Origin of the sequence: Streptomyces durmitorensis, from assembly GCF_023498005.1 — a bacterium.
GTDB classification, from domain to species: domain Bacteria; phylum Actinomycetota; class Actinomycetes; order Streptomycetales; family Streptomycetaceae; genus Streptomyces; species Streptomyces durmitorensis.
The window spans coordinates 6501246-6520978 of sequence record NZ_CP097289.1; the positions used below are offsets into that span (position 1 = coordinate 6501246).

19 protein-coding genes, 1 tRNA gene and 1 pseudogene are annotated in these 19733 nt (G+C 70.3%); 11 read left to right on the forward strand and 10 right to left on the reverse strand.

The features are described 5' to 3' along the window. Positions 1 to 51 precede the first annotated feature (51 nt). Positions 52 to 2784: a pyruvate dehydrogenase (acetyl-transferring), homodimeric type gene (gene aceE, locus M4V62_RS28980; protein ID WP_249590131.1), complete on the reverse strand. Its 2733-nt coding sequence runs from the start codon at positions 2782 to 2784 to the stop codon at positions 52 to 54. A 424-nt stretch (positions 2785 to 3208) separates the two neighbouring features. Here aceE and M4V62_RS28985 point away from each other — a divergent pair, with 424 nt between their 5' ends. The 6 genes from M4V62_RS28985 to M4V62_RS29010 all read left to right on the forward strand — a co-directional run bounded on the left by M4V62_RS28985 (position 3209) and on the right by M4V62_RS29010 (position 7842). Further along, positions 3209 to 3646 (forward strand): DUF3052 domain-containing protein, encoded by a 438-nt coding sequence (locus M4V62_RS28985; protein ID WP_249590132.1) that lies wholly within the window; start codon positions 3209 to 3211, stop codon positions 3644 to 3646. A 188-nt stretch (positions 3647 to 3834) separates the two neighbouring features. Next, entirely contained in the window at positions 3835 to 4293 is a 459-nt protein-coding gene (locus tag M4V62_RS28990; RefSeq protein WP_249590133.1) for a peroxiredoxin, read from the forward strand. A gap of 140 nt (positions 4294 to 4433) precedes the next feature. Further along, on the forward strand, positions 4434 to 5009 hold the full coding sequence (locus M4V62_RS28995) for a TerD family protein (protein WP_249593057.1): 576 nt from the start codon (positions 4434 to 4436) through the stop codon (positions 5007 to 5009). Positions 5010 to 5159: 150 nt separating this feature from the next. Continuing rightward, complete coding sequence (locus tag M4V62_RS29000; RefSeq protein ID WP_249593058.1) at positions 5160 to 5735, forward strand: TerD family protein; 576 nt, start codon at positions 5160 to 5162, stop codon at positions 5733 to 5735. A 64-nt stretch (positions 5736 to 5799) separates the two neighbouring features. Then, a complete protein-coding gene (locus M4V62_RS29005) occupies positions 5800 to 6951 on the forward strand; it encodes a DUF475 domain-containing protein (RefSeq protein ID WP_249590134.1) in 1152 nt (383 codons plus the stop codon). 147 nt (positions 6952 to 7098) lie between these two features. Further along, positions 7099 to 7842, forward strand: a complete 744-nt coding sequence (locus M4V62_RS29010) for a TerD family protein (protein ID WP_249590135.1) — start codon at positions 7099 to 7101, stop codon at positions 7840 to 7842. 126 nt (positions 7843 to 7968) lie between these two features. Here the strand turns inward: M4V62_RS29010 and M4V62_RS29015 are convergent, their stop codons facing one another. Continuing rightward, complete coding sequence (locus M4V62_RS29015; RefSeq protein ID WP_249590136.1) at positions 7969 to 8901, reverse strand: TerD family protein; 933 nt, start codon at positions 8899 to 8901, stop codon at positions 7969 to 7971. 181 nt (positions 8902 to 9082) lie between these two features. Between M4V62_RS29015 and M4V62_RS29020 the strand changes: the two genes are divergently transcribed. From M4V62_RS29020 to M4V62_RS29035, 4 genes are all read left to right on the forward strand, one after another. Further along, entirely contained in the window at positions 9083 to 10249 is a 1167-nt protein-coding gene (locus tag M4V62_RS29020) for an HpcH/HpaI aldolase/citrate lyase family protein (RefSeq protein WP_249590137.1), read from the forward strand. Between the two features lie 68 nt (positions 10250 to 10317). Beyond that, positions 10318 to 12849 carry a phosphoribosyltransferase gene (locus tag M4V62_RS29025; protein WP_249590138.1) on the forward strand — a complete coding sequence of 844 codons (2532 nt, stop codon included), beginning with the start codon at positions 10318 to 10320 and terminating at the stop codon, positions 12847 to 12849. After that, a complete protein-coding gene (locus M4V62_RS29030; RefSeq protein ID WP_249590139.1) occupies positions 12846 to 13691 on the forward strand; it encodes an HAD family hydrolase in 846 nt (281 codons plus the stop codon). The genes M4V62_RS29025 and M4V62_RS29030 overlap by 4 nt, the downstream gene beginning before the upstream one ends. A 34-nt stretch (positions 13692 to 13725) precedes the next feature. After that, a complete protein-coding gene (locus M4V62_RS29035; RefSeq protein WP_249590140.1) occupies positions 13726 to 13947 on the forward strand; it encodes an FmdB family zinc ribbon protein in 222 nt (73 codons plus the stop codon). 24 nt (positions 13948 to 13971) lie between these two features. Here M4V62_RS29035 and M4V62_RS29040 read toward each other — a convergent pair whose 3' ends face one another. From M4V62_RS29040 to M4V62_RS29060, 6 genes and pseudogenes are all read right to left on the reverse strand, one after another. Further along, positions 13972 to 14952 carry a sugar kinase gene (locus M4V62_RS29040; RefSeq protein ID WP_249590141.1) on the reverse strand — a complete coding sequence of 327 codons (981 nt, stop codon included), beginning with the start codon at positions 14950 to 14952 and terminating at the stop codon, positions 13972 to 13974. Further along, positions 14949 to 15605: a bifunctional 4-hydroxy-2-oxoglutarate aldolase/2-dehydro-3-deoxy-phosphogluconate aldolase gene (locus M4V62_RS29045; RefSeq protein ID WP_249590142.1), complete on the reverse strand. Its 657-nt coding sequence runs from the start codon at positions 15603 to 15605 to the stop codon at positions 14949 to 14951. The genes M4V62_RS29040 and M4V62_RS29045 overlap by 4 nt, the downstream gene beginning before the upstream one ends. Before the next feature lie 36 nt (positions 15606 to 15641). Then, positions 15642 to 16238, reverse strand: coding sequence for a DUF4383 domain-containing protein (locus M4V62_RS29050; protein WP_249590143.1), 597 nt, complete (start codon positions 16236 to 16238; stop codon positions 15642 to 15644). Between the two features lie 97 nt (positions 16239 to 16335). Next, positions 16336 to 17844 carry a hypothetical protein gene (locus tag M4V62_RS29055; protein ID WP_425575077.1) on the reverse strand — a complete coding sequence of 503 codons (1509 nt, stop codon included), beginning with the start codon at positions 17842 to 17844 and terminating at the stop codon, positions 16336 to 16338. 77 nt (positions 17845 to 17921) lie between these two features. Beyond that, a pseudogene (locus M4V62_RS44085) lies at positions 17922 to 18023 on the reverse strand (DUF4097 family beta strand repeat-containing protein); the annotation flags it as partial. A gap of 52 nt (positions 18024 to 18075) precedes the next feature. After that, positions 18076 to 18147 (reverse strand) — tRNA-Val (locus M4V62_RS29060). 245 nt (positions 18148 to 18392) lie between these two features. On the opposite strand from M4V62_RS29060, the gene M4V62_RS29065 reads away from it, so the two are divergent. After that, entirely contained in the window at positions 18393 to 18683 is a 291-nt protein-coding gene (locus M4V62_RS29065) for a hypothetical protein (RefSeq protein WP_249590145.1), read from the forward strand. 88 nt (positions 18684 to 18771) lie between these two features. On the opposite strand, the gene M4V62_RS29070 is transcribed toward M4V62_RS29065, so the two are convergent. Then, positions 18772 to 19155, reverse strand: coding sequence for a peptidase inhibitor family I36 protein (locus M4V62_RS29070; protein WP_249590146.1), 384 nt, complete (start codon positions 19153 to 19155; stop codon positions 18772 to 18774). Beyond that, positions 19155 to 19727: a hypothetical protein gene (locus M4V62_RS29075; RefSeq protein WP_249590147.1), complete on the reverse strand. Its 573-nt coding sequence runs from the start codon at positions 19725 to 19727 to the stop codon at positions 19155 to 19157. The genes M4V62_RS29070 and M4V62_RS29075 overlap by 1 nt, the downstream gene beginning before the upstream one ends. Positions 19728 to 19733: the final 6 nt, after the last annotated feature.

Genomic DNA, 19733 nt, shown 5'->3' on the forward strand with positions numbered 1-19733 from the left:
CCTCCGAACGACCTACGTGCTACAGGAATCGCTCAGGCCCGCCCCGCAGGGCTAGGCGTCGCCCCCAGCGGCGCCCGGGTCGGCCGCCGTGACGTCCAGGAGCTGGTAGCGGTCGATGGCCTGCTTCAGTACGGAGCGGTCGACCTTGCCCTCGCGGGCCAGCTCGGTCAGCACACCGACCACGATCGACTGCGCGTCGATGTGGAAGAAGCGGCGGGCAGCACCGCGGGTGTCCGCGAAGCCGAAGCCGTCGGCGCCCAGGGACTGGTACGTGCCGGGGACCCAGCGGGAGATCTGGTCGGGGACGCTCCGCATCCAGTCGGAGACGGCCACGAACGGGCCCTCGGCGCCGGAGAGCTTCTGCGTCACGTACGGGACGCGCTGCTCCTCCTCGGGGTGCAGGAGGTTGTGGCGCTCCACGTCTACCGCCTCGCGGCGCAGTTCGTTCCAGGAGGTCGCCGACCAGACGTCCGCCTTGACGTTCCACTCCGAAGCGAGGATCTGCTGGGCCTCGACCGCCCACGGGACCGCGACACCGGAGGCGAGGATCTGCGCCGGGATGGCGCCCTGCTCGCCCGCCTTGAAGCGGTGGATGCCCTTGAGGATGCCGTCGACGTCCACATCGGCGGGCTCGGCCGGGTGCTGGATCGGCTCGTTGTAGACGGTGAGGTAGTAGAAGACGTCCTCGCTGTCGGGGCCGTACATCCGGCGCAGGCCGTCCTTGACGATGTGCGCGATCTCGTAGCCGAAGGCCGGGTCGTAGGCGACGCAGCCCGGGTTGGTCGAGGCGAGCAGCTGCGAGTGGCCGTCCGCGTGCTGGAGGCCCTCGCCGGTCAGTGTCGTGCGGCCGGCGGTGGCGCCGAGGACGAAGCCGCGGGCCAGCTGGTCGGCCATCTGCCAGAACTGGTCGCCGGTGCGCTGGAAACCGAACATCGAGTAGAAGACGTAGACCGGGATCAGGGGTTCGCCGTGGGTGGCGTAGGCCGAGCCCGCGGCGATGAGGGACGCCGTGCAGCCTGCCTCCGAGATGCCGTCGTGCAGCATCTGGCCGGTCGGGGACTCCTTGTAGGCCAGGAGCAGCTCGCGGTCGACGGCCTCGTACTGCTGGCCGAGCGGGTTGTAGATCTTCGCGCTCGGGAAGAAGGCGTCCATGCCGAAGGTGCGGTACTCGTCGGGGGCGATCAGCACGAAGCGCTTGCCGATCTCCTTGTCCCGCATGAGGTCCTTCAGGATGCGGACGAACGCCATGGTGGTGGCGATCGACTGCTGGCCCGAACCCTTCTTCGCGGTCGCGTACGTCTTGTCCTCGGGAAGCTGGAGGGGCTTCGAGCGGACCACTCGGGTCGGGACATAACCGCCGAGGCCCTGGCGGCGGTCGTGCATGTACTGGATCTCTTCCGAGTCACGGCCGGGGTGGTAGTACGGCGGGGCGCCGCCCTCCAGCTCCTTGTCCGTGATCGGGATGTGCAGACGGTCGCGGAAGCCCTTGAGGTCGTCGGCCGTCAGCTTCTTCATCTGGTGCGTGGCGTTGCGGCCCTCGAAGTTCGGGCCGAGGGTCCAGCCCTTGACCGTCTGCGCCAGGATGACGGTCGGCTGGCCCTTGTGGGCCTTGGCGGCCGCGTACGCCGCGTAGACCTTCTTGTGGTCGTGGCCGCCGCGGCCCAGGTGCAGGATCTGCTCGTCGGACATGTTCTCGACCATGGCGCGCAGGCGGTGGTCGTCGCCGAAGAAGTGCTCGCGGATGTACGAGCCGGTCTCGGTCGCGTACGTCTGGAACTGGCCGTCGGGCGTCGTGTTGAGCCGGTTGACCAGGACGCCGTCGCGGTCCTGCGCGAGCAGCGGGTCCCAACTGCGGTCCCAGACCAGCTTGATGACGTTCCAGCCGGCGCCGCGGAACTGCGACTCCAGCTCCTGGATGATCTTGCCGTTGCCGCGCACCGGGCCATCGAGGCGCTGGAGGTTGCAGTTGACGACGAAGGTCAGGTTGTCCAGGCCCTCGCGGGCGGCGATGGAGAGCTGGCCGAGCGACTCGGGCTCGTCCATCTCGCCGTCGCCGAGGTAGGCCCAGACGTGCGACTTGGAGGTGTCGGCGATGCCGCGCGCCTCCATGTAGCGGTTCATCCGCGCCTGGAAGATCGCGCCGAGCGGGCCGAGGCCCATGGAGACGGTCGGGAACTCCCAGAAGTCCGGCATCAGACGCGGGTGCGGGTAGGACGAGAGCCCGTTCGGTGCCTTCGACTTCTCCTGGCGGAACGCGTCGAGCTGCTGCTCGGAGAGCCGGTCCAGGAGGAAGGCGCGGGCGTAGATACCGGGGGACGCGTGCCCCTGGAAGAAGATCTGGTCGCCGCCGTCGCCCTCGTCCTTGCCACGGAAGAAGTGGTTGAAGCCCACGTCGTAGAGCGAGGCCGACGAGGCGAAGGTGGCGATGTGACCGCCGACCCCGATGCCGGGACGCTGGGCGCGCGACACCATCACCGCGGCGTTCCAGCGGGTCGCGTTCAGGACCTTGCGCTCGATCTCCTCGTTGCCGGGGAAGAACGGCTCGTCCTTGGTGGCGATCGTGTTGACGTAGTCCGTGCTGCGCATCTCGGGCACAGCCACACGCTTCTCGCGCGCACGTTCGATGAGCCGGAGCATCAGGTAGCGGGCCCGCTCGCGGCCGCGTTCGTCGACCGCGGCATCGAGGGAGTCGAGCCACTCCTGGGTCTCTTCGGGATCGAAGTCCGGGACCTGACTCGGCAGGCCGCCAATGATGATCGGGTTGCGATCGGATCCGGAAGCCACGCTGTTCCTTCGCTGTTGGGGCTTTCGCCTGGGTTCTGCCTGGCTGTGAGACGTTCCCCATCGTGTACCGCGTGGGCGGAATCGTCATCTCTACTGAGAGGTAACCGAGGCCTCCGCCCGGCGGCCCTGGGGTAGGCTCGACCAAATCGCAACGATACGCCCATCCTGCCTAGCCGGTTCGTAAGGCCGTTCGGACCTCAGTTCCGATCGGCGTCGTACGAGCGAAGTACGAGCGAAGTGCGAGCGGAGAAGGATCTGGCAGGTGGGCCTTGAGTTGCGGCGACACGGCCGGGAACGTCACCGTTTCAGCGGTCTTGACGGCCGGGTACTTGCGCGATCCGGTCCGCCCGTGTGGACTACCGCCAATGTCCCGCGCACGCGCGTGGATGAAGGCATTCCCGAAAACATGATCAGGAGGCAAGCCGTGAGCGCGACCGCGGACCACGCGGAGGAGCGGACCAACCCTGCCGCGAGGCTGGGTTTCCAGCCCGAGCAGGTGGTCCAGGAGATCGGCTACGACGACGATGTCGATCAGGAGCTCCGCGAGGCCATTGAAGGGGTGATCGGCAGCGAGCTCGTCGATGAGGACTACGACGACACTGCTGACGCTGTAGTGCTGTGGTTCCGCGAGGACGACGGCGACCTGACGGATGCGCTGGTTGACGCCACCCAGCTGATCGAAGAGGGCGGCGACCTCTGGCTGATGACGCCGAAGACCGGCCGCGACGGCTACGTCGAGGCGAGCGACATCAACGAAGCAGCCCAGACCGCAGGCCTCGCTCAGACCAAGAGCATCAGCGCGGGCAAGGACTGGACGGGCAGCCGTCTGGTCACGCCGAAGGCGGCAGCCAAGAAGCGGTGAAGCTGCCGCTCAGGCAGCAGGAAGTCGACTGAGCCAATCGCTGTGAGCCCCCACCGACGCATGCCGGTGGGGGCTCATGCGTGCGCGCGGGCCGCGGGGAAAGTCCCGCCCTGCGGGGTGATCGGACGAAACGCCCGTTGCGTAGGGTGGTCGTCACCCGAACAGCCCCATCGAAGGGATGCGTACTCATGGCGATCGCGGTCGGCACCAAAGCGCCGGACTTCGAGCTGAAGGACAACCACGGCCGTGCCGTGAAGCTGTCGGACTTCCGCGGCGAGAAGAACGTGGTGCTGCTCTTCTACCCGTTCGCGTTCACCGGCGTGTGCACGGGCGAGCTCTGCGCGCTGCGCGACGAGCTGCCCAAGTTCGTCAACGACGACACACAGTTGCTCGCGGTGTCCAACGACTCCATCCACACGCTGCGCGTCTTCGCCGAGCAGGAGGGCCTGGAGTACCCGCTGCTCTCCGATTTCTGGCCGCACGGTGAGGCGTCGCGTGCGTACGAGGTCTTCGATGAGGAGAAGGGCTGCGCGGTGCGCGGCACCTTCATCATCGACAAGGAGGGCGTGGTGCGCTGGACTGTCGTCAACGGTCTGCCGGACGCCCGCGACCTCGACGAGTACGTCAAGGCGCTCGACACCCTGTGATTCCTCAGGGGTGACACCCTGTGATTCTTCGGGTGCAGAGCCTGTGGCGGCCGGGAACCGGTCACTAGGATCCACTCGTTGATCCGATGGCAAAGCACGACTGGGGCTCCCCGCCCCTGGACATCAATTTGGGAGGACTTGTGGGAGTCAGCCTCAGCAAGGGCGGCAACGTATCGCTGAGCAAGGAGGCCCCCGGCCTGACCGCGGTTCTGGTCGGCCTGGGCTGGGATGTCCGTACCACCACCGGTACGGACTTCGACCTCGACGCCAGCGCCATCCTGACCAACGCCGAGGGCAAGGTCAGCAGCGACGGCAACTTCGTGTTCTTCAACAACCTGAAGAGCCCGGACGGATCCGTCGAGCACACCGGTGACAACACCACCGGTGAGGGCGAGGGCGACGACGAGGCGATCAAGGTCAACCTGGCGACGGTTCCGGCCGACGTGGACAAGATCGTCTTCCCGGTTTCGATCTACGACGCCGAGACCCGCCAGCAGTCGTTCGGCCAGGTCCGCAACGCGTTCATCCGCGTCGTGAACCAGGCGGGCGGCGCGGAGATCGCGCGGTACGACCTCTCCGAGGACGCCTCGACGGAGACGGCGATGGTCTTCGGCGAGCTGTACCGCAACGGAGCGGAGTGGAAGTTCCGCGCCGTCGGCCAGGGCTACGCCTCGGGCCTGCGCGGCATCGCGCAGGACTTCGGCGTCAACGTCTGAGCCGAGCAACACCCTCCGCCTTGTCGTCCGGCGCCGCACACCACGAGTGCGGCGCCGGACGCGCTCAACACTCTTGCTCCCGGACCCGCTCCCGACCACCCAGGGGAGCCCAGGGAATTCTTGCTCTCGAACCACGGGGAGGACCACATCATGGGCGTCACGCTCGCCAAGGGAGGCAATGTCTCCCTCTCCAAGGCCGCACCGAACCTCACACAGGTCCTGATCGGCCTCGGCTGGGACGCGCGCTCCACCACCGGAGCACCCTTCGACCTCGACGCCAGCGCGCTGATGTGCAACTCGGGCCGGATTCTCGGCGACGAGTGGTTCGTCTTCTACAACAACCTCAAGAGCCCGGACGGCTCTGTCGAACACACCGGCGACAACCTCACGGGTGAGGGTGACGGGGACGACGAGTCGCTCCTGATCGACCTCTCCAAGGTGCCCGCCACCTGCGACAAGATCGTCTTCCCGGTCTCGATCCATGACGCGGACAATCGTGGCCAGGCGTTCGGCCAGGTCAGCAACGCTTTCATCCGTGTGGTCAACCAAGCCGACCACCAGGAGCTCGCGCGCTACGACCTCTCCGAGGACGCCTCCACGGAGACTGCGATGATCTTCGGAGAGGTGTATCGCTACGGCGGCGAATGGAAGTTCCGCGCCGTTGGGCAGGGGTACGCGTCTGGACTGCGGGGCATCGCTCTAGACTTCGGGGTCAATGTTTCGTAAAGCTGGGGACCGGCGCGGGGGAGACCGCTAAACGGGAGCCCGTACACACACGATTGGGTAGCCAGTGCTTCTGAAAACCTTCGGCTGGTCGTTCGCGGTTACCGCGCTCGGCCTGGTCGCGGCGGTGTTCTACGGGGGGTGGACAGGTTTCGGGATCGTGGCGATCCTGTCCATCCTCGAGATCTCGCTGTCCTTCGACAACGCGGTGGTCAACGCCGGGATCCTGAAGAAGATGAGTGCCTTCTGGCAGAAAATCTTCCTCACCATCGGTGTGCTGATCGCCGTCTTCGGCATGCGGCTCGTGTTCCCCGTCGCGATCGTGGCCATCAGCGCCAAGATCGGCCCCATCGAGGCCGTGCGGCTCGCGCTCAACGACAAGGACCGTTACCAGCAGCTGGTGACCGACGCTCACCCGTCGATCGCCGCGTTCGGTGGCATGTTCCTGTTGATGATCTTCCTCGACTTCATTTTCGAGGACCGTGACATCAAGTGGCTCGGCTGGCTGGAGCGCCCGCTGGCCAAGCTCGGCAAGATCGACATGCTGTCGGCCTGCATCGCGCTCATCGTGCTGATGATCTCCGCGATGACCGTCGCCACCCAGGCCCACCAGCACGGTGGCGCGCATGTGAACAAGGCCGAGACGGTGCTTCTCTCCGGCGTCGCCGGCCTCATCACCTATCTCGTGGTGGGCGGTCTGTCGGGCTTCTTCGAGAACAAACTCGAGGAAGAGGAGGAACGCGAGCACGAGCAGGAGGAAGAGGCCAGGAAGAGCGGCAAGAAGGTTCCTGCCGTCGTCATGGCCGGCAAGGCCGCGTTCTTCATGTTCCTCTACCTCGAGGTCCTGGACGCGTCGTTCTCCTTCGACGGCGTCATCGGCGCCTTCGCCATCACCAACGACATCGTCCTGATGGCGCTCGGCCTGGGCATCGGCGCGATGTACGTCCGTTCGCTCACCGTCTACCTGGTCCGCCAGGGCACCCTCGACGACTACGTCTACCTGGAGCACGGCGCGCACTACGCCATCGGCGCCCTCGCCGTGATCCTGATCGTCACGATCCAGTACGAGATCCACGAGGTCATCACCGGCCTCGTCGGCGTCGTCCTGATCGCCTGGTCCTTCTGGTCGTCCGTGCGCCGCAACAAGGCGCTGGCACAGGCCGAAGGAAACGACTCGGGCTCATCGGGTGAGAAGACCGAGGTCTCTTCCGGCGTGTGACTTCGGGTCCGACGCGTTCCCGGCGTGTGACCCGGGGCCGAGTGAGGAACGCTTCTGAACGGGGCGGCCAGCGAGGACGAGTCCTCCTGGCCGCCCCGTGGCATTCGTAACGGGCCCATGGGGCTCCGGCATTTATTGGGGGCGGCGATGTCCTTCTGGGACGGTCTTTGGCGTGGGCGCTCGATGGACTACGAGTCGGGCAGCGCCGCGACCAACTCCATCGAACTCACCAAGCGGCACCCGACGGTCTCGCTCAACAAACAGGGCGCGGCCACCGGCAACCTCCGGGTCAACCTCTCCTGGCAGATGCGTACGTCCGACATCATCGGCAAGCCCAAGGGCGGCGGCCTGCTGCGCCACCCCTTCAAGATGTTCCAGCCGGACGTGGTGCAGGCGCACACCCAGGGCGTGGTCAACGTGGACCTCGACCTCGGCTGTCTGTACGAGACGGTGGACGGCGCCAAGGGCGTCGTGCAGCCGCTGGGCAGCTTCTTCGGTGACCTGAACGGCCCGCCGTTCGTGAAGCTCAGCGGCGACGACCGGTTCGGCTCGCCGTCCGGCGAGACGATCTACGTGAACCTCGACCAGCGCGAGTCGATCAAGCGGCTGCTGTTCTTCGCCTACATCTACGACCAGACGCCGGCCTTCGACCGCACGCACGCCAAGGTGACGCTCTACCCCAGCAACGGCCCGCGGATCGAGATCGACCTGGACGAGCGCCAGCCGCAGGCCCGCTCCTGCGCGATATTCACGCTGGAGAACGTCAAGGACGAGCTGATCGTGCGCCGCGAGGTGAAGTTCGTGTACGGCTTCCAGGCCGAACTCGACCGGCTGTACGGCTGGGGGCTGCAGTGGGGCCGTGGCTACAAGTCGAAGGTCGGCGGCACCTGAGCGGGCCGCGCGGTGTCCTCACTCCAGACTCGACGTGGCCTCGGTCCCGGCCCCGGTCCCAGCCCCGGCCCCGGTCCCAGCCCCGGTCCCGGTCCCGGCCCCGGGATCGTCCTGGTCCCCGAGCCCTCAGCGTGCGAGGAACTGCGGCCCCTGGGGCGGCAGCCGGAAGTTCGGGTCGGGCATCGCGGCCACGGGCTGCGGATAGCCGTAACTGGGCTGCGGGACCGGCGCCGCGTGGGCGGGCGCGTGCTGCGGGTAGCCGTAGGACGGCTGCGGGGCGGGCTGGTGGCGCGGGGGCTCGGGAGGGTAGCCGTACGAAGGCTGCGGGGCCGGTGCGGGGAAGGGCTGCGGAGCCGGAGCCTGCGTGGCCGGGGTCGGCGTGACCTGAGCCTGCGTGGCCGGGGTCGGCGTGACCTGAGCCTGCGTGGCCGGTTCGGGCAGCGGCTGGCGCTGGGGGTACGGCTGCGGGAGCGAGGCCTCGGTCGTCGGCTCGGGCACCGCCTCCGACTCGTCCACGGAGATGCCGAAGTCGCCGGCCAGACCCTCCAGGCCGTTCAGATATCCCTCACCCAGGGCGCGGAACTTCCAGACGTCACCGCGCCGGTAGAGCTCGCCGCAGATCAGGGAGGTCTCGGCGCCCGTCTGCGGGGTGATGTCGAAGTACGCAAGCGGTTCGGCCTCGCCCGCGCCGGCGTCGTACAACAGGATGCGCAGCGCGCGTACGTTCTCGAAGGCGATGTTGTCGGCGGAGGCGACCAGCAGGACGCGGCTCACGGCGGGATCCAGGCCCGCGAGATCCGTCTGGATCGTGTCGGTCAGGCCCTCGGAGAGTCCCTGGGAGACGCGCTTCTTGCCGAGCCGCCAGACCTTGCCCGAGGGGTGGCGCGGCTGGTTGTAGAAGACGAAGTCCTCGTCGGACCGCACGCGGCCGTCGGCGCCGAGGAGCAGAGCCGACGCGTCGACGTCCGGGACGCCCTGCCCGGGGGTCCAGCGCAGCACTGCGCGGACGGCCGTGGCTTCGAGCGGGACGTTCGACCCCTTCAACATCGCGTGCGTCATGCGGTCATCCTGCCTTCCCGGTCCTGGACGGGACAACGCGGGGGTGACGGTGTGTGGCCTGTGTGTCTGACATGGCCGGGTTACCTGAATTTCATGCCCATGGGGAACCCTTGACACCCGTCCCTACGTACTATTACCGGCCACATCACGTCGGATCGCGCCGACGAGTACAGGGGAAATCATGCGTCATTTCGGGCATATAGCCCCAGAGGTGCGACAGCGTCTCTTCCATCGGGAGCCGTGTACCTTCACTGCGGACTCCTCCCCGCGCCTGCTCGCCGCCGCCCTGGGGGCCACGCTCTACAGCCCCGCCACGCGCCCCCGCCTCGCCGACGACATCCTGAAACAGGCCGGGCGTGGCGTGATCTCGATGGTGCTCTGTCTTGAGGACTCGATCGACGACGCGGAGGTCATCGGCGCCGAGGAGAACCTGGTCAGACAGTTCGCCGACCTGGCGGAGCGGGACGGCGCGCAGCCGCCGCTCCTGTTCATCCGGGTCCGGGCCCCCGAGCAGATAGCCGACCTGGCCGACCGCCTCGGACCCAGCATCCGGCTGTTGTCCGGATTCGTACTGCCCAAGTTCACCGAGGAGCGCGGCGTCGCCTTCCTGGAGTCGCTCGCCGTGGCGGAGGCCGCGAGCGGTCGGCGGCTCTTCGCGATGCCCGTCCTCGAATCGCCCGAGCTGCTGCACCTGGAGAGCCGCGCCGAGACCCTCGCCGGGATCGCCCGCACCGTCGACAAGTACCGCGAGCGGGTGCTCGCGCTGCGGCTCGGTGTCACCGACTTCTGCTCGGCGTACGGACTGCGCAGGCCGCCGCACATGACGGCGTACGACGTCCACATCGTGGCCTCGGTCATCGCCGACGTGGTCAATCACCTCGGCAGGGCCGACGGCACGGGCTTCACCGTGACCGGGCCCGTGTGGGAGTACTTCCGCGTCCAGGAGAGGATGTTCAAGCCGCAGCTGCGCCGGAGCCCCTTCCTGGAGGGCAGGGCGGAGGAGCTGCGGCAGGCGCTCATCGAGCACGACATCGACGGACTGCTCCGCGAGATCGAGCTCGACCGGGCCAACGGCCTGCTCGGCAAGACCTGCATCCACCCCTCGCACGTCCTGCCCGTGCACGCGCTCTCGGTCGTCAGCCACGAGGAGTTCAGCGACGCCGAGGACATCCTGCGCCCGGAGCGGGGCGGCGGCGGGGTCATGCGCTCGGCGTACACGAACAAGATGAACGAGGTGAAGCCGCACCGCGCGTGGGCCGAGCGGACCCTCCAGCGCGCCGAGGTCTTCGGCGTCGCGCGCGAGGACATCGGCTTCGTGGAGCTGCTCACCGCCGGGCTCTCCGGCTGACCACCGCCTCGCCGGGCTCTCCGGCCGACGGCGAAGAACGTAAGGAACCTAAGGACTGTGCGAGGACTGTGAACGACGACGTGGTGTGGTCAGGGACATGGGTCGCCGAGCGGCTCGGCGTGGAGTTGGCCGGGGACGCGGGGCTGAGCGACCTGCTCGGCCTCGCCCTGCGCCGCAACCCGAAGCGGGCGCACCTCCTGGTGTCGAACGTCCTCGGCAAGCACGTGCCACAGCGCCCCTCCGTCGTGTACGCGGCCGGGCACGACCTCGGTGTGCGGGCGCGCGCGCTCCTGGGCGACGCCCAGGCCCGGCGCGCGGTCGTCCTCGGCTACGCGGAGACGGCCACCGGCCTCGGCCACTGCGTCGCGGACGGCATCGGCCTCGCGCCCTACCTCCACTCCACGCGCCGCCCGGTCGACTCGGTGCGCAGCGCGGGCGGCTTCGAGGAGTCCCACTCGCACGCGACCTCGCATCTGCTGCTCCCGGAGGACCCCCGGCTACTCACCAGGGACGGCCCGCTGGTCCTCGTCGACGACGAGTTCTCCACCGGGAACACGGTCCTCAACACCATCCGCGCCCTGCACGAGCTGTTCCCGCGCGAGCGGTACGTCATCGTGGCGCTCGTCGACATGCGCTCCCCGCAGGACCAGGGCCGCCTGGCCGACTTCGCGCGGGAGATCGGCGCGCGGGTCGACCTGATCACGATGGCCTCCGGCACGGTCAGCCTGCCGGACGGGGTCCTGGAGAAGGGCCAGGCGCTGGTCGAGGAGTACGAGGCCTCGGCGCTCCCCGCCCCGCGCCGGGAGGGCGGCTCGGTCACCCGGGTCGACCTCGCCTGGCCCGCCGGAGTGCCGGACGGCGGACGCCACGGCTTCGCGCCCGAGCACCGGGCGGCGCTCGAGGCGGCGCTGCCGGGGATGGCGGACCGGATCGCGGAGGCGCTGCTTCCGGACGCACAGAGTCCCGCCCGCGTCCTCGTGCTCGGCTTCGAAGAGCTGATGTACGCGCCGCTGGCCCTCGGCGTGGCCCTGGAGAAGCGTCTGTCCGCCGAAGCCGCCGCCGACGCTGATGCCGATGCCGCCGGTACCGACGCCGCCGCCCGCACCGCGGACGTGCGCTACTCCACCACCACCCGCTCACCCGTCCTCGCTGTGGACGACCCCGGTTACGCCATCCGCAGCCGCCTCGTCTTCCCCGCGCACGACGCCCCCGCCGACGGACCCGGCGAGCGGTACGCGTACAACGTCGCGGGCGGCGGCTTCGACGCCATCGTCGCAGTGGTCGACTCCGTGGGCGACCGCCCCGAACTCCACGCCCCCGAAGGACTGTTGGCGCAGCTCGCCGCGCATGCCCCGCAGGTGCTGCTCGCCGTCGTGCCCTCGTACGTCCCCGAGCAAGCCCCTGAGCTCGCCCCTCAGCACGACCCCGAAAGGCCCTCCATGCTGCCCGAGCCCCTCCGCGGCCCCGCCTTCTCCTCGTACGCGGCCGAAGACGTCGGCTGGCTGCTCCAGGATCTCTCGGACGTGCGCCTGGAGGCGCCCACCGAGGAGCGCGAGGAGGCGATACAGAGCGGTGGCGCGCACTACGCCGAATCGCTGCCCGTCGAGTACCAGCCGAGCCCGCAGTACCAAGAGCTGTTCCGCGCGGCCCTCGCCACCTCCGCCGCCCGCATCGCGCAGGCCGTCGGCACCGTCACCGAGACCGTGCTCGCGGAACGGCCACCGCGCCCCGTCCTCGTCTCGCTGGCCCGCGCGGGCACGCCCGTCGGCGTGCTGATGCGGCGCTGGGCACAGCACCGGCACGGCCTCGACCTGCCGCACTACGCCGTGTCGATCGTGCGCGGCCGCGGCATCGACGCCAACGCGCTGCGCTGGCTCGCCGCCCACCACGACACGGCCGACGTCGTCTTCGTCGACGGCTGGACGGGCAAGGGGGCGATCACACGTGAACTTGCCGACGCCGTGCGGGAGTTCGAGGAGGCCGGTGGTCCCACCGGCTTCAACCCGGAGATCGCCGTGCTCGCCGACCCCGGCTCATGCGTGCGCACCTACGGCACCCGCGAGGACTTCCTCATCCCCTCGGCCTGCCTCAACTCGACGGTGTCCGGCCTGATTTCACGCACCGTGCTGCGCGCGGACCTGGTCGGACCCGACGACTTCCACGGCGCGAAGTTCTACCGCGAACTCGCCGACGGCGACGTCTCCCTCGACTTCCTCGACGCCATCGCGGCCCGCTTCGACGAGGTGGCCGACACCGTCGACGCCCAGGTCAAGGAGCTGCTCGCGGCGGACCGCGCCCCGACCTGGGAGGGCTGGGCCGCCGTCGAGCGGATCAGTGAGGAGTACGGGATCCACGACGTGAACCTGGTCAAGCCGGGCGTCGGCGAGACGACGCGCGTGCTGCTGCGGCGCGTCCCCTGGAAGATCCTGGCGCGCGCGGGAGCGGGGGCCGACCTCGATCACGTACGGCTCCTCGCGGAGCAGCGCGGCGTACCGGTCGAGGAAGTGGACGAACTCCCTTACACCTGCGTCGGACTGATCCACCCTCAGTTCACCCGCGGAGCCACCGGCACGGACGGCAAGGCGGTGGCCGCGAAGTGAGTACCTCCCGCACGGTGCTTGTCGCCAGCGACCTCGACCGCACCCTCATCTACTCCGCCGCCGCCCTCGGCCTGACCATGCCCGACGCCGACGCGCCGCGCCTGCTCTGCGTCGAGGTGTACGAGAGCAAGCCGCTGTCGTACGTCACCGAGACCGCCGCCGGGCTGCTCGACGAGGTGGGGCGCGCCACGGTCTTCGTGCCGACGACCACGCGTACGCGCGAACAGTACGGCCGCATCCATCTGCCGGGCCCCGCACCGAAGTTCGCGATCTGCGCCAACGGCGGACACCTGCTGGTGGACGGGGTGTCCGACCCCGAGTGGCGTGCGGACGTCGGCCGCCGCCTCGCCGCCGAGTGCGCCTCGCTCGACGAGGTCCGCGCGCACATGGTGCGCACCGCCGACCCGGCCTGGCTCCTCAAGGAGCGGGTGGCCGAGGACCTCTTCGCCTATCTGGTCGTCGAGCGCTCCCTGCTCCCGGAAGGGTGGGTCAAGGAGCTCGCCGAGTGGGCGCAGGGCCGCGGCTGGACCGTCTCGCTGCAGGGCCGCAAGATCTACGCCGTGCCGAAGCCGCTGACCAAGAGCGCGGCGGTGCGGGAAGTGGCGCGCCGCATCGACGCGGACGAGATCCTCGCCGCAGGAGACTCGCTCCTCGACGCCGATCTGCTGCTCGCCGCCGACCGCTCGTGGCGGCCGGGGCACGGCGAGCTGGCCGACACCGGCTGGACGGCGCCGGGGCTCACGGTCCTTCCGGAGCGGGGCGTCGCGGCGGGGGAGGAGATCCTGCGGGGGTTCCTGCGCCATGGCCGGGGGTCCCTTCGCCATGGTTCTGCCAACGGCTGACCTCCGGCCGGTCCGCTGCCGCTAGCCTTGGCCCATGCCCCGATACGAGTACCGCTGCCGTTCCTGTGGCGACACCTTTGAGCTGAGCCGCCCGATGGCCGAGTCCGCCGCCCTCGCGGCCTGCCCCGCCGGGCACGAGGACACGGTGAAGCTGCTGTCGACGGTCGCCGTCGGCGGCTCGGCCTCGGCGTCCGCCCCTGCCCCCGCCCCGGGTGGCGGCGGAGGCGGCTGCTGTGGCGGCGGCTGCTGCGGCTGACCGACAGGCTCCCCAAGGGCGCCGCTAGCGCACCACGGTCCCGGGCCCAGCTCCCAGCAGCCCGAGCTCGGCCCGCGTGGGCGCCCCTTCCCAGTCCCCGTGCGACGCCACGGCGAAGGCACCCGTGGTCACGGCCCGGTCGAGACGTCTCGCCACGTCGTCCCCGTCGAGCAGCGCCGACAGGTACCCGGCGACGAACGCGTCCCCCGCGCCCACGGCGTCCACCGCTCGCACCGGGCGCGCGGGGGCGTACAGCTCGCCGTCGCCGGTGTACGCGGTGGCCCCGTCGGCGCCGAGCTTGACCACGACCTCGCGGACGCCCTGCGCGCGGAGCTCATCGGCCAGGGCGGAGGCCTCACCGGCGGCTGTGGTCTCCGGTACGCACAGCGGCAGTTCGTCGTCCGACGCGATGAGGACGTCGACGTACGGAATCCAGGAGCGCAGCACCCCGGCCGCCTCCTCGTCGCTCCACAGCCGTGAGCGGAAGTTGACGTCGAGGCAGACCGTCGTGCGGTGCTCCCGGGCCAGTTCGAGGGCGCGGCGGCACGCGTCGAGGGCGGACGGGCCGAGCGCCGGGGTGATGCCGGTGAGGTGCAGGACGCGGGGCGCGCCGCCGGGAGCGGTGAAGGCGCGCTCGACCGGGGCCGCCGTGAGGCGTGAACCGGCGGAACCCGCACGGTAGTAGTGCACGCGGGTCACCTCGGGCAGCCGGGGCTCGAAGAGGATCAGACCCGTGGGCGCGTCCGGATCGCGGGTCACGCCGCCGACGTCGACCCCCTCGGCGCGCAGCGTACGAAGCACCAGCTCGCCCGCCTCGTCGTCACCGACGGCACCCGCCCACCGCGTCGCGTGGCCGAGCCGCGCCAGGCCGATGGCCACGTTCGACTCGGCGCCCGCGATGGACACGTCCATCGAACCGCCCAGCTTGAGCGGTCCGCTGCCGCGCAGGGCGACCATGGTCTCGCCCAGGGTCAGGACATCGGCGGCGCCGCTGACGCCGCTCATCGACCGGCTCCCGCGACCGCCACGAACTCCGCCGCGCGCTTGCGCAGCGCGTCCAGGTCGCCGCCGTCCGCCGCGTCCCCGATGAGCGGGGAGCCGACGCCCACGGCGACCGCGCCGAGCGCCAGATACTCCTCGGCGGCGGCCGCGTCCACGCCGCCCACCGGCACGAAGGGCAGGTCGGGGAAGGGGGCCCGCAGCGCCTTGAGGTACGCGGGGCCGCCCATCGTCGATGCGGGGAAGATCTTCAGCGCGGTGGCGCCGGCCGCGCTCGCCGCGATCACGTCGGTGGGGGTCAACACCCCGGCGGCGACGGGCAGTTCACGCCGCAGGGCCTCGTCCACCCCGGCGCCGAGGCCCGGCGTCACGATGAGATTGGCACCGGCGTCCGCGGCTCGCCGCGCGTCGTCCGTGGTGAGGACCGTGCCCGCGCCGAGCCAGGCCGCCTCGCCCAGCTCGGTGCGCGCCCGGCGCAGGACGCCCAGTGCGTCGGCGCCGCTGAGGGAGACCTCGACGAGCGGGACACCGGATTCGACGAGCGTCATGACGGTCCGGAAGGACGCCTCCGCGTCCGTGCCGCGCACGATGGCGACCAGGCGCCGGGTCCGCAGGGCCGCACTGAAGGCGGTGGTGAGGGCTGTGGTGGGGTCGGACATGCCCCAAGGCTCGCACAGGGCGTTCGGCGTGCCCGCTCAGGGTTGCGCCTGCTCAGGGGGGTGAGCCCGCTCCGGCGGGTGAGCCCCACGGCCCCGCCCGTGCCCGGCGTGCCGCACCTGCTCGTGCTCGGGGTGGCGCGCCCGCCAGTAGGGGTTGTCGTGCGGCAGGGCCGAGCCGACCCTGCCGTACATCCCGAAGATCATCAGCAGGACGCCCACCACAAAGCTGAACAGGACGTTCGGGATGCGGAAGGCGAGGAAGTTGAGGCCGGTGTCCAGGAGGGCGAGGTTCACGAAGCCGCTGAGGATGAAGGCGCAGCCCAGGACCATGTTGAGCGTCGAGGCGAAGTTGCCGCCGACCACCATGCCGACGAACAGGAGCAGCCCCACGCAGATCGACAGGACGCTGAGCGCGCCGTTCGTGTTCAGACCGGCGACCTTGTCGCCCCCGGTGTCGAAGAAGCCGACCTTGTCGATCAGGCCGAGGATGCCGAACGCGAGCAGGACGAGCCCCATGAGACCCGCGCCGACGCGGTAGACCGTGCTGAGGCGGTGGTCGACGGGCAGGTGCTCGTTCAGTGTGACGCGCCGCCTGGGCCGCTTCGCCCCTGGGTGAAGTACATGCGTGGCCATGTCCGCCTCCCTTGGTGCGCGCGGAGGCCGCTTCTGTACGTAACTCCAGGATCCGCCCGCGAGCCGCGGACCGCACTCCAGGGACGGACCGAGGCCCTCAGGCCCCCTGCCCCCGCTCCTCCCGGATCTGGGTGACCACGCGCCCCACCGCCTGCCGCACGGCCTCGGTCTCGGTCAGGAAGTGCCAGTAGTCAGGGTGGCGCCCTTCCAGGGAGGACACCGCGCGGTCCAGGCGGGCCACGGACTCGTCCAGCGGGCGCGCGTGCCGCTGCTCCGGGGTCTGGCGCCCCGCCATGGCCAGGCGCTGGGCGTCACGGATCGCGAAGCGGGTGCGCTCGATCTCGTGCTGGGGGTCCTTCGCCACCGCGTTGAGCCGCTGGAGCCGGTCGCCTGCGGCCGAGACCGCCTCGTCCGTCGAGTTCAGCAGGGCGCGGACCGTCGAGAGCAGCGATGTGGCGTCCGGCCAGCGCTGCTCCTCGCGCGCCTGCTTGGCCTCCTTGAGCTTGGTCTCCGCCTGCCGTACGTTCTCCGCGGCCTGGTCGGGCACGCGCTGGAGGTCCTGCCAGCAGGCGGCCGTGAAGCGCCGCCGCAGCTCGCTGAGGACCGGGTCGACCTGTCCGCTGCGGGTGGTCAGGGCCTGGGCGCGCGTACGCAGCGACACCAGACGGCGGTCTATCTCGGCGGCCCGCTCGGGCAGCCGCTCGGCCTCGGCGCGGACGGCTTCGGCGTCGCGCAGGACGCGGTCGGCGCGCTGGAGCGTCTCCGGCACGCCGTGCTGTCCTGCCCCTTGATTGAGCTTGGTCAGCTCGGGCCCGAGGGCGGCGAGGCGGGCGGCCAGATCATCGGCCTTGAGCCCGGCGCCCCGCACCGCGTCGAGGGCGTTGCTGGCGGCGAGGAGGGTCTGCCGGGCGCGCTCGACGGCGGGGGCGAGGCGGGCGAGCTGCGTCTCCGCCTTGTCGAGCAGCGGCCCGAGCCCCTGCTGGAACCGGTCCAGGTCCTGCTTGGCCTTGTCCAGCTCGCCCTTGGCCTCGGTGAGTTCCGTGCGCGCGCGGGCGGCGACGGACGCCTCCAGGTCATCACGGTCGAGGTCGTGCGCGTCGACCGCGCTGATGTACTGACGGCTGGCCTCGTCGATCCGCCGCCCGATGGCCTCGAAGTCCGAGACGGCCCGCTGCGCGGCGGGCGTGGAGTCGACGGCGACGATGGTCTCGATGGAGATCCGCAGATCCCGCTGGGCGGTGTCCAACTCGTAGAAGGCAGCCGCCGCCGCGTCCTTCGCGGCCTGGGCGTCGGCCCGCACGCTCTCCCCGCGCCCGCCGAACCACCGCCGGGTGCCGCCGCCGGCGAAGGCGGCGGGGAGGGCGAGGGCAAGAAGGGGGAGGGGCAGAAGGGCGAGCGCCACGGCATCACGGAGGGCTGTCCCGCGAGGCTGTCGGCCGTCTCGGCGGCGGGGACGGCTGTCCGGGCGGTCGTCCGGGCGGTTGTCCGGACGGCTGTCAGGGCAGGGAAACGGCCGCACGCTCCCGCAGCGACGTACATCCTCATCCGGCATGACTTGCTTGCTCGACGTGTCCGGTGTGTACGGCTGCGAAGGTGTCGCCGTCACTATCCCTCTCCCGTGCTGTCATCCGCCTTGCCCGGTGTCACATTCTCCCACCGGTTAATGACGAACACACGGGCCGGTTAGTTCGCGCTGCGCACCGTGACTTTGCCGTCTTCGCTGCGGGCGGACACGAGGTGCGGACTACCACGGTCGCGGGGAACGGAAACATCCACGGCTCCGTCGGCCGCACGCCGAAGACCCCCGGCCGTGATCGGCCGGGGGTCTTCGTCCGGGTGGGCGCGGACGGTTTCGAACCGCCGACATCTGCCTTGTAAGGGCAGCGCTCTACCACTGAGCTACGCGCCCGGGATGTTTCGACAGCCTACCTTGCCTGTGGCCCCGCCCGGCAAACCCATAGGGGGCGGCCCCAGGGCCGGGTTCCGGGTCCGGCGTGGGGGACTTCCGTGATCGATCGGGTGGTCGGGCAGAACCTCGGGGATCGCGGGGGAGTTGGGGAATCCGGTGAGGGCCGTGTGGGTGTCCGGTCTGTGGATGCTCCGGGCGCACGACCGTCGTGCTGCCGTCGGGCCCTGCCGGAAGGGATTCTTCTCGTGAAGATCGTCAAGGCTGCTGCTGGTGTCGTCGGCGTCGGGCTCGCGCTGGGGGCCGTGTCTCCCGCGTTCGCCGCGCCGCAGCCGCCCGCCGGTGGGGAGACGCAGATGCTGGACTCCGCCGCGAAGGCGACGCAGGACCTGAAGAACCCCCTCAGCGATGTCGACGTCGATGCGGCCCACGGCGAGCTGAAGGCGGACCCCGCCTCTGCCACGGCCAAGGTCGACGACGCGGTGCAGGGGCCGGCCTCGATGATCGGTGGGCTTCCCGCGGGGATGCCGATCGGCTGATTCGGCTGATTCGGCGGGACGGAGTTCAGGGGGGGGGCGGTGCACCCCGTGGCCGGGGGCAGGGGTGCACCGTAGGGGGCGGGGGCAGTCAGCACTCCATCTTCCATGTGTGGGAGTCACCGCTGTCGTTGGCCCAGCCGCTCGGGCTCGCGATCTCCTGGCCGGGGGCCAGACAGACCGTGCCGAAGCCGGCGAGGCCCGGGTTCTCGTAGACCTGGACGTGGTCCTTGATGCCGGGGCCCGAGATGCCGTGGTTGGCCCAGGAGGAGTCCTCGTCCTGGATGGGGTCCTCCCAGTCGTGGTCGTCGCCCGACCAGTTGGTGCGCTGGCCGCCGAAGTCCGCGTCCGTCCAGGCGCAGAACTGGCCGCTCGGGCACGAGGCCGCCTGGGCCGCGGCCGACGTGGTCACCGCGGTGCCGATGGCCAGGAGCGTGGCGGCGAGCAGGGCCGTGGATTTATGCTTGATGGTCATCAGGCGTGCTTCTCTTTCTGTTGGTCGGCGCTGAGTTGCGCCTTGGCTCGATGCAGGGCCCGTGCGCGCAGGGTTCGCCAGTCGGCGAGCTCCTCGCGGTGCTCGGCGCGGACCGATGCCAGGGTGCGGTGGCGGTAGGTCGCCTCCGGCTTGAGGTTGTTGGCGATCGTCGAGACCTGGAACCAGCGCCGTTGGTCGCCGTAGAGCGTGCGCTGGGCCGCGGCGAGGCAGCCGTCCGTGTGGGCGCGCACGGTGTAGCCGGTGGGGAGTTCGAGGAACAGCTCCGTGCGGCCCGTGCCGAACAGGGCCGCAGCCGTGCGTACTTGGGCCGTGCGGACCGAGGCTTCGCCCGCGCCGGGTCTCGCCTCGGCGCCGTTGTGCGGGCGTGGCGGAGTCAGGCCCTGCCTCTTCAAGCAGCGGTCCGTCAGCTGCTGTTGGGCCGACCTGATGATGTCGTCCGGTGGGAGCTGGCGAGGGGTGGGCGCCTGGCCGCACGCGCTCAGGAGGAGGGCGGGCGTGAGGAGCAGGGCGGCCAGGGACCGACGGCGGGGGCGGTGAGGGTGCTGGGGCATGTGCCT